Annotated in this window: 15 protein-coding genes; 13 read left to right on the forward strand and 2 right to left on the reverse strand. The window is 55.9% G+C overall.

Features of this window, described 5'->3' with window-relative positions:
* Positions 1 to 36: 36 nt before the first annotated feature.
* Positions 37 to 384: a hypothetical protein gene (locus C5F52_RS15065; RefSeq protein WP_104799183.1), complete on the forward strand. Its 348-nt coding sequence runs from the start codon at positions 37 to 39 to the stop codon at positions 382 to 384.
* 10 nt (positions 385 to 394) lie between these two features.
* On the opposite strand, the gene mltB is transcribed toward C5F52_RS15065, so the two are convergent.
* On the reverse strand, positions 395 to 1,507 hold the full coding sequence (gene mltB, locus C5F52_RS15070) for a lytic murein transglycosylase B (RefSeq protein ID WP_104799184.1): 1,113 nt from the start codon (positions 1,505 to 1,507) through the stop codon (positions 395 to 397).
* A gap of 97 nt (positions 1,508 to 1,604) precedes the next feature.
* On the opposite strand from mltB, the gene C5F52_RS15075 reads away from it, so the two are divergent.
* The 6 genes from C5F52_RS15075 (at position 1,605) to C5F52_RS15100 (ending at position 8,513) form a co-directional block, all read left to right on the forward strand.
* Positions 1,605 to 2,558 (forward strand): histone deacetylase family protein, encoded by a 954-nt coding sequence (locus C5F52_RS15075; RefSeq protein WP_104799185.1) that lies wholly within the window; start codon positions 1,605 to 1,607, stop codon positions 2,556 to 2,558.
* Between the two features lie 3 nt (positions 2,559 to 2,561).
* Complete coding sequence (locus tag C5F52_RS15080) at positions 2,562 to 3,806, forward strand: mechanosensitive ion channel family protein (RefSeq protein WP_104799186.1); 1,245 nt, start codon at positions 2,562 to 2,564, stop codon at positions 3,804 to 3,806.
* 122 nt (positions 3,807 to 3,928) lie between these two features.
* Complete coding sequence (locus tag C5F52_RS15085; protein ID WP_104799187.1) at positions 3,929 to 4,678, forward strand: electron transfer flavoprotein subunit beta/FixA family protein; 750 nt, start codon at positions 3,929 to 3,931, stop codon at positions 4,676 to 4,678.
* 21 nt (positions 4,679 to 4,699) lie between these two features.
* A complete protein-coding gene (locus C5F52_RS15090) occupies positions 4,700 to 5,632 on the forward strand; it encodes an electron transfer flavoprotein subunit alpha/FixB family protein (RefSeq protein ID WP_104799188.1) in 933 nt (310 codons plus the stop codon).
* A gap of 63 nt (positions 5,633 to 5,695) precedes the next feature.
* Entirely contained in the window at positions 5,696 to 7,486 is a 1,791-nt protein-coding gene (locus tag C5F52_RS15095; protein WP_104799189.1) for an acyl-CoA dehydrogenase, read from the forward strand.
* Between the two features lie 73 nt (positions 7,487 to 7,559).
* Complete coding sequence (locus tag C5F52_RS15100) at positions 7,560 to 8,513, forward strand: nitronate monooxygenase family protein (protein WP_104799190.1); 954 nt, start codon at positions 7,560 to 7,562, stop codon at positions 8,511 to 8,513.
* A gap of 110 nt (positions 8,514 to 8,623) precedes the next feature.
* On the opposite strand, the gene C5F52_RS15105 is transcribed toward C5F52_RS15100, so the two are convergent.
* Positions 8,624 to 9,067 (reverse strand): universal stress protein, encoded by a 444-nt coding sequence (locus C5F52_RS15105; RefSeq protein ID WP_104799191.1) that lies wholly within the window; start codon positions 9,065 to 9,067, stop codon positions 8,624 to 8,626.
* 106 nt (positions 9,068 to 9,173) lie between these two features.
* Between C5F52_RS15105 and C5F52_RS15110 the strand changes: the two genes are divergently transcribed.
* From C5F52_RS15110 to ccoP, 6 genes are all read left to right on the forward strand, one after another.
* Positions 9,174 to 11,426, forward strand: a complete 2,253-nt coding sequence (locus tag C5F52_RS15110; protein ID WP_104799192.1) for a cation-translocating P-type ATPase — start codon at positions 9,174 to 9,176, stop codon at positions 11,424 to 11,426.
* A complete protein-coding gene (gene ccoS / locus C5F52_RS15115; protein WP_104799193.1) occupies positions 11,426 to 11,563 on the forward strand; it encodes a cbb3-type cytochrome oxidase assembly protein CcoS in 138 nt (45 codons plus the stop codon). The genes C5F52_RS15110 and ccoS overlap by 1 nt, the downstream gene beginning before the upstream one ends.
* A gap of 62 nt (positions 11,564 to 11,625) precedes the next feature.
* Positions 11,626 to 13,053, forward strand: coding sequence for a cytochrome-c oxidase, cbb3-type subunit I (gene ccoN / locus C5F52_RS15120; RefSeq protein ID WP_104799194.1), 1,428 nt, complete (start codon positions 11,626 to 11,628; stop codon positions 13,051 to 13,053).
* A gap of 10 nt (positions 13,054 to 13,063) precedes the next feature.
* Positions 13,064 to 13,687 carry a cytochrome-c oxidase, cbb3-type subunit II gene (gene ccoO, locus C5F52_RS15125; protein ID WP_104799195.1) on the forward strand — a complete coding sequence of 208 codons (624 nt, stop codon included), beginning with the start codon at positions 13,064 to 13,066 and terminating at the stop codon, positions 13,685 to 13,687.
* An 11-nt stretch (positions 13,688 to 13,698) separates the two neighbouring features.
* On the forward strand, positions 13,699 to 13,836 hold the full coding sequence (locus tag C5F52_RS15130; RefSeq protein ID WP_104799196.1) for a cbb3-type cytochrome c oxidase subunit 3: 138 nt from the start codon (positions 13,699 to 13,701) through the stop codon (positions 13,834 to 13,836).
* Positions 13,837 to 13,867: 31 nt separating this feature from the next.
* Entirely contained in the window at positions 13,868 to 14,785 is a 918-nt protein-coding gene (ccoP, locus tag C5F52_RS15135; protein WP_104799197.1) for a cytochrome-c oxidase, cbb3-type subunit III, read from the forward strand.
* Positions 14,786 to 14,798: the final 13 nt, after the last annotated feature.

Below are 14,798 nucleotides of genomic sequence, written 5' to 3' on the forward strand. Positions count from 1 at the left end.
TCGGACTATTTACTTAGGGACGAGTAACATCAACTAATGGCATTTTTCACTCGTTTCATCCTCGCGCTCTTTGGCATGGCGTTCGCCATTTTTTTTGCCATCGGTGTGTTGTGTTGGCTCGCCTTGTATGTGGTGTTTGCTTGTCTGCGTTGGTTGGCAACAGGCCAAAAGCCACAAGTGCTGATGATGTGGCAACAAATTCAAGCCATGCGCAAAGGCATGCAGTCAGGGCAGGGTGCAAGTTGGGCCAGCTGGTCGCGCACCAGCGATGGCCAATGGCATGAAGCGCACGGGCATGCCCCAGCCAGTGACCGCCACGCCGATGTCATCGAAGACGCGGTGGTGCGCGAAATCCGTGACAAGCCTAGCCTGCGCAAAGACTGAACGTTTTTGGTTATCGTGCGCTGGACTGCATAGAAGTCAACGCGCGATTCGCCTTGACTGCCTGCCCCAGGTCAATCACCGCCAGCGCGTAGTAGCTGCTCCAGTTGTAGCGGGTCACCACATAAAAGTTGTCGGTGCCTGCCACATAGCTGGGTGGCTCGTCGCCATTGAACAACTCCACCAAAGCCAAAGGGCCGTTGTGTTTTTGCGCTTGCTCGTCTAGCACCGCGCCTTTGGCGGTGAAGTTGCTCACGCTGAACGAGGGCAAGATGTCGGGGGCGAGCAAGGTGGGTTTGTCCAAGCGCGCTTCATCAAAGCTCACGGGGTAGTGCGTGGGCATGCCGGTTTGCCAGCCAAAGGCTTTGAAGTAATTGGCCACCGAGCCAATGGCGTCCACAGGGCTGTTGCGCAAATCAATGCGGCCATCGCCATCAAAGTCCACCGCAAATTTGGCCGCGCTGGAGGGCATGAACTGGGGCCAGCCCATGGCGCCTGCAAAGCTGCCCGTGGCGCTGGCATTGCCTTGGCTGTGTGCTTGCGCTAAGAAGTAGCCCAACTCTGATTTGAAAAACGCTTGGCGCTCAGCCGCGCGAGGGTGTGACGCAGGGAAGTTGAGGGTGAGCGTGGTCAGGGCATCGAGCACGCGGTAGTTGCCCATGTTTTGGCCGTAAAAAGTTTCTACACCGATGATGCCCACAATCATTTCGGCAGGCACGCCATAGGTTTGCTCCGCGCGGGCGAGGTCGCTTTGGTAGGTTTGCCAAAACTGGGTGCCCGCATCAATGCGGCGGCTTTCAATGAAACGCTCGCGATACGCACGCCAGTTTTTGGCGGTGGGCACCGTGGGCGGCAGCACCATCTTGGGCACACCTTTTAAGAACTGTGCTTTGCTGATTTGGTCACGCACCCAAGCTTTGGGTAGCTTGTGTTGTTGAGCCAGCTCATCGGCCAGTGCGATGGCTTCTGTGGTTTTCCCGTAGACAGGGCCGCGCGTAGAGGCTTTGTGGGCCACGGTTTTGTGTGCTTTGGCATGCGCCTTGGCGGTTGCATCGCCTGTAAATGCAGCCATTAGCAACAAGGCGGCGATGATTTGACGTAACGCAAGATTTGTCTGCAAAGCCATATAAAACGGGGATGTATGTGTTTTCACGCAGTGTTTGCAAGGGAAAAAGCAAGGTCACCATGGTAAGCTGACTTGAAGAAAAACCGAGGCAGATGAGATGAGTAAAACAGGCTATTACACGCATCCCCTGTGCATGAAGCACGAGATGGGTGAGGGGCATCCTGAATGCCCAGAACGGCTCAGTGCCATCCAAGATCGCTTGCTCATCAGCGGTGTTGACCTAGGCCTCACCCCGATTGAAGCGCCCGAAGCGCCGCTGGCCGACATCGAGCTGGCGCATGACCGCATGTACATCGCGTCCTTGCGCGGTTTGTCAGACCAACTGGTCGAAGACATCGCCGCAGGTGGCCCTGCTTATGGCCACTTGGATTCCGACACCAACATCAACAGCTACACGTGGAAAGCCGCTTTGGCTTCGGCGGGCGCTGCGGTGGCCGCCACAGATGCGGTGATTGCGGGTGAATTGGCCAACGCGTTTTGTGCCGTTCGCCCACCAGGCCACCATGCCGAGCGGAGCAAGGCGGGCGGGTTTTGTTTTTTCAACAACGTGGCGATTGCCGCCAAATACGCGCTGGAGCGTCATGGCTTGAAGCGCGTGGCGGTGGTGGACTTTGATGTGCACCACGGCAACGGCACCGAAGACATCTTGAGTGGTGACGACCGTGTGCTGATGGTCAGCTTTTTCCAGCACCCGTTCTACCCGCACACTGGTACCGAGAACCCTGCGGCCAATATGCTGAATATTCCTGTGCCGGCCTATACCAAAGGCATGGAGGTGCGTGAGCTGATTGAGACGCATTGGGTGCCGCGCTTAGAAGAATTCAAGCCTGAGATGATTTTCATCAGCGCAGGTTTTGATGCCCATCGCGAAGACGACATGGGCCAAATGGGATTGGTCGAGCAAGATTACGCTTGGATCACCCACCGCTTGCGCGACATTGCCGCACGTCATGCGCAGGGGCGCATCGTGTCCTGCCTTGAAGGCGGCTACGATCTGAGCGCGCTGAGTCGCAGCGTGGAAGCGCATTTGCGCGTGTTGGCTGATATTTAAAAAATGAACGAATTACAAGAATTGTTGCTGGACCTGCAAAGTCCAGCGATTGCGTTAGAGCTTGCCGGTTTGGCGTTGTGCTTGGCTTTGGCTGCGGGCTTGAGCTGGGCCTTGGGGCGTGGCGCCACTGCGCGTGGCTCGATTTTGTTTGGCCGTCGTTTGATTGACGGGGTGTTGTTTCCTGCTTTGGCGTTGGTGTTCACCTATGGCTTGAAGTTGGTGTTGCTCAAAACGCAGCGCGTGTCTGTGCTCAAGGTGGCACTGCCGGTGTTGGTGTCGCTGGTGCTGATCCGTTTGATTGCGCGGGTGTTGGCAGCGGTGTTCCCGCATTCGCGTGGCGCGCGCATCTTGGAACAAGTGGTGTCTTGGCTGGCTTGGGGCTTGGCGGTGCTGTGGGTCACAGGCTTGTGGGGCCCGATGATGGATGAGCTGGATGGTTTGCAGTTCATGCTCGGCAAAACGCGCATCAGCGTGACGCATGTGCTGGAAGTGGTGTTCACCTCGGGCTTTGTGTTGGTGCTGGCTCTGTGGCTGTCGGCCACCCTTGAGCAACGTGTGCTCAATCGCGCGTTTGAAGATTTGTCCATGCGCAAGGTGGCCGCTAACGCCATGCGCGTGCTGTTGCTGGTCATTGGTACTTTGTTTGCCTTGTCCTCGTTGGGCTTTGACTTGACGGCTTTGTCGGTCTTGGGCGGCGCTTTGGGTGTGGGTATTGGTTTTGGTTTGCAAAAGCTGGCGGCCAACTACGTGAGTGGCTTTGTCATCTTGCTAGAGCGCTCACTGCGTATTGGCGACTTTGTGCGCGTGGATGGCTTTGAAGGCCGCGTGACCGACATCAAAACCCGCTACACCTTGGTGCGCGCCAGTAACGGCAGCGAATCGGTGGTGCCCAATGAGTTGTTGCTGACGCAGCGCGTTGAAAACTTGTCGCTGGAAAGCCGTCACCTGTTGCAGACCTGTACCTTTTGGGTCGGGCTGGAAAGTGACGTAGAGCGCGTGCAAGACTTGCTGATTCAGGCCGCACTTGGGGTTGAGTGGGTGCTGTCGCAGCCTGCGCCTCAAGCGCTGCTGGGCGAGGTGGCGCCACAGGGCTTGCGGTTTAATTTGAATTTCTGGATGGAAGATCCAGTCAATGGCCAATCGTTGACGCGTTCTCGTGTCAATATTGCGGTGCTGAGTGCCTTGCGAAAGGCTGGTGTGGTGCTGGTGCATTCCCCACAAGAAGTGGTTTTGCGCCATCCCGCTTAAGTTTTACCTAGGGACTTCCCTAGAAAAGCACGGTCGTTCGATAAAATCCGTACATTGATCTCTACAATGTTACGTTTACGTAAACGTCAATCTGTTTAATTCTAAAAATTGGAGCTTTTGCCATGAAAGTTTTGGTCGCTGTCAAACGCGTGGTGGACTACAACGTCAAGGTCCGCGTGAAGTCGGACAACTCGGGCGTTGACATTGCCAACGTCAAAATGAGCATGAACCCGTTTGACGAGATCGCGGTGGAAGAAGCCGTGCGCCTCAAAGAAAAGGGCGTGGTCACGGAAGTGATCGCTGTGTCTTGCGGCGTGGCTCAATGCCAAGAAACATTGCGTACCGCCATGGCCATCGGCGCAGACCGTGGCATCTTGGTGGAGACGGCTGAAGAGCTGCAGCCTTTGGCCGTGGCCAAGCTCCTCAAAGCTTTGGTGGACAAAGAGCAACCAGGCTTGGTGATCTTGGGCAAACAAGCGATTGACGATGATTGCAACCAAACTGGCCAGATGTTGGCGGCGTTGGGTGATATGCCCCAAGCCACATTCGCTTCCAAAGTGGAAGTGGCGGGCGACAAAGCCAGCGTGACCCGCGAAGTCGATGGTGGTTTGGAAACCATTTCCATCAGCCTGCCAGCGGTCATCACGACCGACTTGCGTTTGAACGAGCCACGCTACGTGACCTTGCCCAACATCATGAAGGCCAAGAAGAAGCAGCTCGATGTGTTCAAGCCCGAAGACCTTGGGGTGGACGTGAGCCCCCGCATCAAGACCCTCAAAGTGGTGGAGCCTGCCAAGCGCAGCGCGGGCATCAAGGTGGCGGATGTGGCCACTTTGGTGGACAAGCTCAAGAACGTGGCCAAAGTTATCTAAGAATAAGACGGAGCAAAGAACATGACATCCCTCGTTATTGCAGAACACGACAACGCCAGCATCAAAGGCGCCACCTTGAACACCGTCACAGCCGCAGCTGCCATTGGCGCTGACGTGCATGTGCTGGTGGCTGGCCACAACGCAGGCGCAGCCGCTGCTGCTGCTGCGCAAATCGCTGGCGTGAGCAAAGTGATTCACGCCGATGGCGCCAGTCTTGAAGTGGGCTTGGCCGAGAACGTGGCAGCCCAAGTCTTAGCCATCGCTGGCAACTACACCCACATCTTGTTTCCTGCCACAGCGGCAGGGAAGAACGTGGCCCCGCGCGTGGCCGCCAAGTTGGACGTAGGCCAAATCAGCGACATCACCAAGGTGGACAGCCCAGACACGTTTGAGCGCCCGATTTACGCAGGCAACGCGATTGCTACTGTACAAAGCACAGATGCGGTCAAAGTCATCACCGTGCGCACCACGGGTTTTGATGCAGCGGCTGCCACAGGTGGTGCGGCTCAAATCGAAACCACAGCAGCAGCGACAGACTCTGGCAAGAGCAGTTTCGTGGGCCGTGAAGTCACCAAGAGTGACCGTCCAGAACTGACAGCAGCCAAGATCATCGTCTCCGGTGGTCGCGCTTTGGGCAGCTCAGAGAAGTTTGACGAAGTCATGACCCCACTGGCCGACAAGCTCGGTGCAGCGATTGGTGCAAGCCGCGCTGCGGTGGACGCAGGCTATGCCGCCAACGATTTACAAGTGGGTCAAACTGGCAAGATCGTCGCGCCTCAGTTGTATGTGGCGTGCGGCATCAGCGGCGCGATTCAGCACTTGGCGGGTATGAAAGACAGCAAGGTGATTGTTGCCATCAACAAAGACCCAGAGGCGCCTATCTTCTCGGTGGCCGACTTCGGTTTGGAGGCTGACCTGTTTGTGGCTGTGCCAGAGTTGGTCGCTGCCCTGTAAACACACTTTGAAAAGGCACTCTTCGGGGTGCCTTTTTTGTATTGAATTTTGGAGATATCAAACATGAGTTACATCGCCCCCATCAAAGACATGGTGTTCAACATGGAACACTTGGCAGGCCTCGAACACGTGGCCCAAATTCCTGCGTTCGAAGACATGGGCGTGGAAACCGCCCAAGCCGTGCTCGAAGAATGCGCGAAGTTGAACGAGTCGGTGCTCGTGCCTTTGAACTGGGAAGGCGACAAGAACCCATCGTTCTTCAAAGACGGCCACGTCACCACCACGCCCGGCTTCAAAGAGGCGTATCAGCAGTACTGCGAAGGCGGCTGGCAAAGCCTGCAACACCCCGCCGATTTCGGCGGTCAAGGTTTGCCTAAAACCATTGGTGCTGCGTGCGGCGAAATGCTGAACTCGGCCAACATGAGCTTCGCCTTGTGCCCCATGTTGACCGATGGTGCGATTGAGGCCTTGCTCACTGCTGGCTCTGACGAGTTAAAAGCCACCTACCTTGAGAAACTCATCTCTGGCGAGTGGACCGGCACCATGAACTTGACCGAGCCACAAGCGGGCTCTGACTTGGCTGCTGTTCGCACCCGCGCCGAACCTCAGCCAGACGGCACCTACAAAGTGTTTGGCACCAAGATTTACATCACCTACGGTGAGCACGACATGGCCGAGAACATTATCCATTTGGTGTTGGCCCGTGTGCAAGGCGCGCCCGAAGGCGTGAAGGGCATCAGCTTGTTTGTGGTGCCGAAATTTATGGTGAACAAAGATGGCTCATTGGGCGCACGCAACGACGTGCACTGCGTGAGCATCGAGCACAAGATGGGCATCAAAGCCAGCCCCACAGCCGTGTTGCAGTATGGCGACCATGGCGGCGCAATTGGTTTCTTGGTCGGCGAAGAAAATCGTGGACTCGAATACATGTTCATCATGATGAACGCCGCGCGTTACGCCGTGGGCGTGCAGGGCATTGCGATTGCCGAACGTGCTTACCAAAAGGCGGTGACGTTTTCTCGTGACCGCGTGCAAAGCCGACCCGTGGACGGCAGCATGAAAACCAGCGCCCCCATCATTCACCACCCCGATGTGCGCCGCATGTTGATGACCATGCGCGCCTATACCGAAGGCTGCCGCGCCATGGCCACCGTGGCTGCTGCTGCGTATGACGCGTCGCATCACCACCCAGATTCCGATACGCGCAAAGACAACTTGGCGTTTTACGAGTTCTTGGTGCCGCTGGTCAAAGGCTTTAGCACTGAGATGAGTTTGGAAGTCACCAGCCTTGGCGTGCAAGTGCACGGCGGCATGGGCTTCATCGAAGAAACCGGTGCCGCGCAGTACTACCGCGATTCCAAAATCTTGACGATTTACGAAGGCACCACCGCCATTCAAGCCAACGACTTGATCGGCCGTAAAACCGGCCGCGATGGTGGCCAAACCGCCAAAGGCATTGCCGCGCAAATCGCCAACACCGAAGCTGATTTGCTCAAGAGCGGCAGTGCCAATGCCAAGGCGATGGCCGCACGTTTGAAAGCGGCGCGCGAAGCCTTCTTGAGCGTGGTCGACTTCGTCGTGGCAGGCGCCAAAGCCAGCCCCAACGCTGTGTTTGCAGGGAGCGTGCCTTACCTCATGCTCACCGGTAATTTGGTGGCCGGTTGGCAAATGGGCCGCGCATTGTTGGTGGCTGAGGCTGAACTGGCCAAGGGCAATGAAGCGGTGTTCATGCAATCCAAAATCACCACCGCGCGTTTCTACGCCGACCACATCCTCACCAAAGTGCCAGGCATGCGCGACAGCATCGTGGATGGTGCAGACAGCGTGACTGAGTTGGCGCTCGACGCCTTCTAAGTTTTTAGGTTCGCTCAATTCAAAACCATCATCAGGGCACTTCACGTGCCCTGAACTTTCTCAAGGGCCAGATATGTCGCGTTTACCTCCGGTGTTGCAATCGCTCAAGTTCCCTGTCATTGCGTCTCCGCTGTTCATCATCAGCAACCCCAAGCTGTTGATTGCGCAGTGCAAAGCGGGTGTGGTGGGCTCTATGCCTGCGCTCAATGCGCGTCCTGCTGAACAGTTGGAAGAATGGTTGATTGAAATTACCGAGGCACTGGCCGCTCACAACCGTGAACACCCAGACCAACCCGCTGCGCCATTTGCCATCAACCAAATCGTCCACAAGAGCAACGACCGTTTAGAACACGACATGGCTTTGTGTGTGAAGTACAAGGTGCCGATCATCATCACGTCGCTCGGCGCGCGTGAAGACATCAACGCCTCAGCGCACAGCTACGGCGGCATCGTGCTGCACGATGTCATCAACAACAAGTTTGCCAAGAAGGCGATTGAAAAGGGCGCGGACGGCCTGATTGCCGTGGCCGCTGGCGCAGGTGGCCATGCGGGTGTGAAGAGCCCGTTTGCCTTGATCCAAGAAATTCGTGAATGGTTTGACGGCCCTGTGGCCCTGAGCGGTTCGATTGCCACAGGCGCTGCGGTGTTGGCTGCGCAAGCGATGGGCGCAGACTTTGCCTACGTGGGCTCCGCCTTCATCGCGACCGACGAAGCGCGTGCTGCGGATGACTACAAGCAAGCGGTGGTGGATGGCACGTCGGACGACATCGTGTTGAGCAATTTGTTCACGGGCGTGCACGGCAACTACTTGGCACCTTCGATTGTCAAAGCCGGCTTAGACCCTGAACACCTGCCCGAGAGCGACCCCAGCCAAATGAATTTTGGGGGCGGTGCACAAAAGGCCTGGAAAGACATTTGGGGCTGTGGCCAAGGTATTGGCGCGGTGAAGGCCGTGGTGCCTGCGGCTGAGTTGGTGGCGCGTTTGAAGCGTGAGTACCAAGCGGCCAAGCAGCGCTTCACGGCCTAAGTCATGCACAAAGAGTGAAGACCAAAAAATAGCCGCTTTTCAGCGGCTATTTTTTTGAGGCGAGAGGGCGGGCTTCGTTTAAAAAAAACACAGCCCTCCGTGCGCTCGCATTAGCGCAAGACCAGCACCGGCACGCTGGCGTGTGTCAGCACTTGTTGTGTCTCGCTGCCCAGCAGCAAGCGCTTGATGCCACGGCGGCCGTGTGAGGCCATCACGATCAAATCGGCTTTGTGCTTTTTGGCGGCGGCAATCAGCGCGTCAGACACGATGTCAGACTTCACGACCACGGCCTTGGTGGTGACACCTTTGGCTTTGGCAGCTTTGACCACGGCATCCAACACTTTTTGTGCGCCGTCGGTCCAACCTTTTTCAATTTTTGAAATTTCAGTGGCGGTCAAAGGCAAAGAGCCTTCAAAGTAGCTTTGTGGGTAACGTGGCGTGACTTTGACGGCAATCAATTCAGCGCCGCTCAGCGCGGCCAATTCGATGGCGCTTGAGATGGCTTTTTTGGACAAAGTAGAGCCGTCGGTGGCTACCAGAATTCGTTTGTACATAAACTGCTCCTTTTGTTGATTTCGACCAAAGCTTAACGTATGTCGTGCGTTTTGTGTTGATGCACGTCAAGTTCTGGTTCGTCCAAGCCGTTAGGCTACACCCCTTATGCATTCAGATACATCCAAGGTTGAGCTGCTCGACGACCGCCAAGAGTGGTTGCGTTTTAGTCAACCGCACAAGCCCACGCTCCATGGTTCAGATGACTGCTGGGATTCGCATGTGGTGATCCAAGGCATGCACTGTGCGGCTTGTGCTTTCACTGTGGAAGAAGCGCTCATGTCGGTGCCGGGCGTGCAATCGGCCGAAGTCAATGCGGCCACGCATCGCGCCAAAGTGGTGTGGTCTGCCGCACAAGTGAAGCCGTCGGCGTGGATGGCAGCCATTGCCAAAGTGGGCTATGGCGCTTTGCCTGCGGCCGATAGCAGCTTGCGCCAAGCGCGGCATGAGGAAAGCCGTCGAGCCCTGTGGCGTTGGTTGGTGGCAGGTTTTTGCATGATGCAAGTCATGATGTATGCCTATCCCGCGTATGTGTCACGCGAGGGCGACATCACGCCTGACATGGTGTTTTTGTTGCGTTGGGCTTCTTGGGTGTTGACGTTGCCCGTGGTGTTTTTCTCGTGCGGCCCGTTCTTTGGCAATGCCTTGCGTGACATTCGCGCGCGTCGCGTGAGCATGGATTTGCCGGTGGCGCTTGGCATGGTGATTACCTTTTTGCTGAGCTCTGTCGCCACGTTTGAGCCTGAAGGTGTGTTTGGTGCCGAGGTGTATTACGACTCGCTCACCATGTTTGTATTCTTCTTGCTAACAGGACGATGGCTAGAACTGCGCGTGCGCGACCGCACGGCGGGCGCACTGGAAGCTTTGATGAACCGTCTGCCCGACAGCGTGGAGCGTCAATTGCCCTCAGGTGAGTTTGAGCGCGTGGCCGTGCGTCGTGTGATGGTGGGCGATGTGATTCGTGTGCTGCCGTCTGAAAGCTTTCCTGCCGATGGCGTGATTTTGCAAGGCCAGACCTTGGCCGATGAGGCGTTGCTCACGGGTGAGTCACGCCCGCAGTCGCGTGGCGTGGGCGACACGGTGGTGGCGGGCAGCCACAACCTCAGCGGCATCGTGACGGTGCGTGTGGTGCAGGTGGGCGAGGGCACGCAGTTCTCGCAAATCGTGTCGTTGATGGAAAACGCTTCGCTGCAAAAACCACGCTTGGCGCAATTGGCGGATCGCATTGCCAAGCCATTTTTGATCGGTGTCTTGGTATTGGCGGCACTCTCAGCCGTCTATTGGTGGCCGACCAACCCAGGGCACGCCTTGATGGTGGCGGTGGCGGTGCTGGTGGTGACGTGTCCGTGTGCACTGTCTTTGGCCACGCCTGCTGCCATGTTGGCTGCAGCGGGCAACTTGGCGCGTCATGGCGTGCTGGTGCGCAACCTGCAAGCTTTGGAGTCATTGGCTGAGATTGACACCTTGATTTTTGACAAGACGGGCACGCTCACCCAAGACGGCCAGCGCGTGACGCAAGTGATGACGGCAGAGGGTGTGACGCCCGAATACGCCTTGGATTTGGCCGCGGCTTTGGCCAAACATTCACTGCACCCTTTGTCGCGCGCGCTGGTGCAAGCACACGATGAGGCTTCAGGCCGTTCTGTGCTGGATGTTCAAGATGTAAACGAAATGATTGGTCAGGGCTTGGAAGGCCAGCTAGATGGGTGTTTGCGCTTGGGCTCTGCCGCATTTTGTGCGCCAAAAACCAAGGGAATACCCGATAAAGCCGAGGTTTGCCAAGTACACTTGTGCCGTGAAAACGCGTGGTTAGCCAGCTGGCAGCTCTCAGAAGATGTTCGCGCAGATGCGGTGCAAACCGTTCAAGCCCTGAAGCACTTGAACCTTGATGTTTGGTTGCTTTCGGGCGATCGGCCCGAGTCGGCGCAACAGGTGGCGCAGCAGGTGGGCATCACCCGAGCCTTTGGGGCGTGTACCCCGCAAGACAAGCTCTCTCGCATGCAGGCTGCGCAGTCGCAAGGCGCGCGGGTGGCGATGGTGGGAGATGGCCTCAATGATGGCCCTGTCTTGGCCGGTGCCCATGTGTCGATGGCGTTTGGCAATGCGGTGCCCTTGGCTCAGTCCAAATCGGACTTGGTCTTGATGGGCGGCAGCTTGTTGGTGGTGGCGCAAAGCATCAAGTTAGCCAGGCATACCCTGAGGGTGGTTAAGCAAAACTTGGTGTGGGCGGCGGCTTACAACGCTTTGTGCGTGCCATTGGCGGTGGTGGGCTGGTTGCCCGCATGGCTGGCTGGTTTGGGAATGGCGTTGAGCTCGTTGTGGGTCGTGTTGAATTCTTTACGGCTCACGAAAGGATTTTGATGGATATCTTGTATTTATTGATTCCGCTGTCGGTGTTGTTGGTTCTTTTTATCTTGGGCGGCCTCTGGTGGGCCATTCACAAAGGCCAATTTGACAGCGTGGAGCAAGAAGGCGAGCGTATTCTTCGAAACGATTGATTTGAATCAAACACCTGTAGGGGTGATTTGAGGATACTGGTTTGAAAAATGAAAGGTGACCGATGAACTCATCAGAGCAAGCCGTTTACAGCGATACCGTTGTACGGCAGTTTTCCATCATGGCGGTGGTTTGGGGCGTGGTTGGCATGTTGGTGGGCGTGATCATCGCTTCTCAACTGGCTTGGCCCGAACTGAACTTTGGCATCCCTTGGTTGACCTATGGCCGCTTGCGTCCATTGCACACCAATGCGGTGATTTTTGCGTTCGGCGGCTGCGCCTTGTTCGCAACCAGCTACTACGTGGTGCAACGCACCTGTCACACAGTCTTGTTCATGCCCAAATTGGCTGCTTTCACCTTCTGGGGTTGGCAGTTGGTCATCTTGGCTGCAGCGGTCAGTTTGCCTTTGGGTTTCACCCAAGGCAAGGAGTACGCTGAGCTGGAGTGGCCCATCGACTTGTTGATCGCCGTGGTGTGGGTGTCCTACGCGGTGGTGTTCTTCGGTACCGTGGGTACACGCAAGGTCAAACACATTTACGTGGCCAATTGGTTCTATGGTGCGTTCATCATTGCGGTGGCCTTGTTGCACATCGTCAATAGCGCGGCCATTCCTGCGGGCATGATGAAGTCTTACTCTGCTTACGCTGGCGCCCAAGACGCCATGGTGCAGTGGTGGTACGGTCACAACGCGGTGGGCTTCTTCTTGACCGCTGGCTTCTTGGGCATGATGTATTACTTCATCCCTAAGCAAGCAGGTCGCCCTGTGTATTCGTATCGCCTGTCGATCGTTCACTTCTGGGCTTTGATCTTCACTTACATGTGGGCGGGTCCTCACCACTTGCATTACACCGCTTTGCCTGACTGGACTCAGTCCGTCGGTATGGTGTTTTCTTTGGTGTTGTTGGCTCCTAGCTGGGGCGGCATGATCAACGGCATCATGACTTTGTCTGGCGCATGGCACAAGTTGCGCGATGACCCTATCTTGCGTTTCTTGATCGTGTCTTTGTCGTTCTACGGCATGTCTACGTTCGAAGGCCCCATGATGGCCATTAAAACAGTGAATGCTTTGAGTCACTACACCGACTGGACCGTTGGTCACGTGCACTCAGGTGCTTTGGGCTGGGTGGGCTTGGTGTCCATGGGTTCAATCTACTACTTGATTCCTAAGTTGTTCGGCCGCAAGGAAATGTTCAGCGTCAAGGCGATCGAGGTCCACTTCTGGTTGGCCACCATCGGTATCGTGTTGTACATCGCTGCGATGTGGATTGCCGGTGTAATGCAAGGTTTGATGTGGCGCGCGATCAACGCCGACGGCACATTGACTTACACCTTTGTTGAATCTGTCAAAGCCACGTATCCGTTCTATGTCATTCGTATGGCGGGTGGTTTGTTGTACTTGACAGGCATGGTCATCATGTTGTGGAACGTGGTCAAAACTGCGACCAGCGGTAACACCGTGAGCGTTGCCATTCCAGCACCTGCACACGCCTGAGGAGAAATAAATGTCTGATAACAATTCCAAAGGCTTCTCCCACGCCAGCGTGGAGACCAATAACTTTTTGATGATCGTGTTGATCTTGATCGCTGTCGCTTTTGGCGGCTTGGTTGAGATCGTGCCTTTGTTCTTCCAAAAGTCCACCACTGAGCCCGTCATCGGCGTGAAGCCTTTGACTGCCTTGCAGTTGGCTGGCCGTGACATCTATGTGCGTGAAGGTTGCTACAACTGCCACTCGCAAATGATCCGTCCTTTCCGTGCAGAGACATTGCGTTACGGCCACTACTCAGTGGCTGGTGAGTCTGTGTATGACCATCCCTTCCAATGGGGCAGCAAGCGTACCGGTCCAGACTTGGCTCGCGTCGGCGGTAAATACAGCGACGAATGGCACCGTGTTCATTTGAACAACCCACGCGATGTGGTGCCTGAGTCCAACATGCCTGAGTACCCATGGCTGTTGAAGAACACGGTCGATGCGGCAGCCATGCCTGCACACATGAAGGCATTGCGCACAGTGGGCGTGCCTTATACGGATGAAGAAATCGCTAAGGCCTCCGAAGACGTCGCGGGTAAAACCGAGATGGAAGCTGTGATTGCTTTCCTCCAATCACTGGGCCTCGCGCTCAAATAAGGAGACACCCCATGGATGTCAATGATCTGCGCATCGCGACCACGTTGATTTCGTTTGCCTTGTTCATCGGCATCATGGTGTGGGCTTTTTCTCGACGTAACAAAGAAGATTTTGAGGCCGCATCAAAGCTGCCCCTCGATCAAGACTAAGGCCCAGAGGCCTTTGTAAAGGAATCGAATCATGAGTGATTTCACAAGTAATTTTTGGTCGATCTTCGTATCGTCCATCTCCATTTTTGGCATCGTGTACTGCGCATTTTTGCTGTGGTTCTCTGCCAAAGTTAAAGTGTCAGCACACGAAGAGGACGGTACAACCGGCCACGTCTGGGACGAGGACTTGCGTGAAATGAACAACCCACTGCCACGTTGGTGGCTGTGGCTGTTCATCATCACCATGGTGTTTGCTGTGGTGTATTTCATTGCTTACCCAGGCTTGGGCGGCTATGCAGGCAAGTTGGCTTGGACATCGCAAGGTCAATACGAAGCTGAAGTGGCCAAGGCCAACCAAGAACTCGAGCCTTTGTATGCTGCTTTCAACGCGCAAACACCTGAGCAACTGTCGCAAGACCCCAAAGCCATGGCTGTGGGCGAGCGTTTGTTCATGAACAACTGTGCTCAGTGCCACGGCTCTGACGCACGCGGTTCTAAGGGCTTCCCTAACTTGACCGACAGCGATTGGTTGCACGGCGGTACGACTGACAAGATCAAAGAAACCATCACCAAAGGCCGCATTGGTCAAATGCCTCCGATGGCTGCAGCCGTTGGAAGCCCTGATGACATTCGTAACGTGTCGCACTATGTGTTGAGCTTGTCTGGCAGCCCACACGACTCCGTGCGTGCCGCTTTGGGTAAGTCCAAGTTCGGTGCTTGCGCTGCATGTCACGGTCCTGACGGCAAAGGTATGCAAGCCATGGGCTCTGCTAACTTGACCGACAAGATCTGGTTGCACGGTTGGGGCGAAGAGGCCATCACCGCGATGATCAACGGTGGTAAGGTCAACCAAATGCCAGCACAAGAAGGCCGTTTGACTGAGTCACAAATTCACGTGTTGACTGCCTATGTTTGGGGCTTCTCGAACAAACCTGCTGCTACGAAGTAAAACGCTTTGAACT

Source organism: Limnohabitans sp. TS-CS-82, from assembly GCF_002943475.1.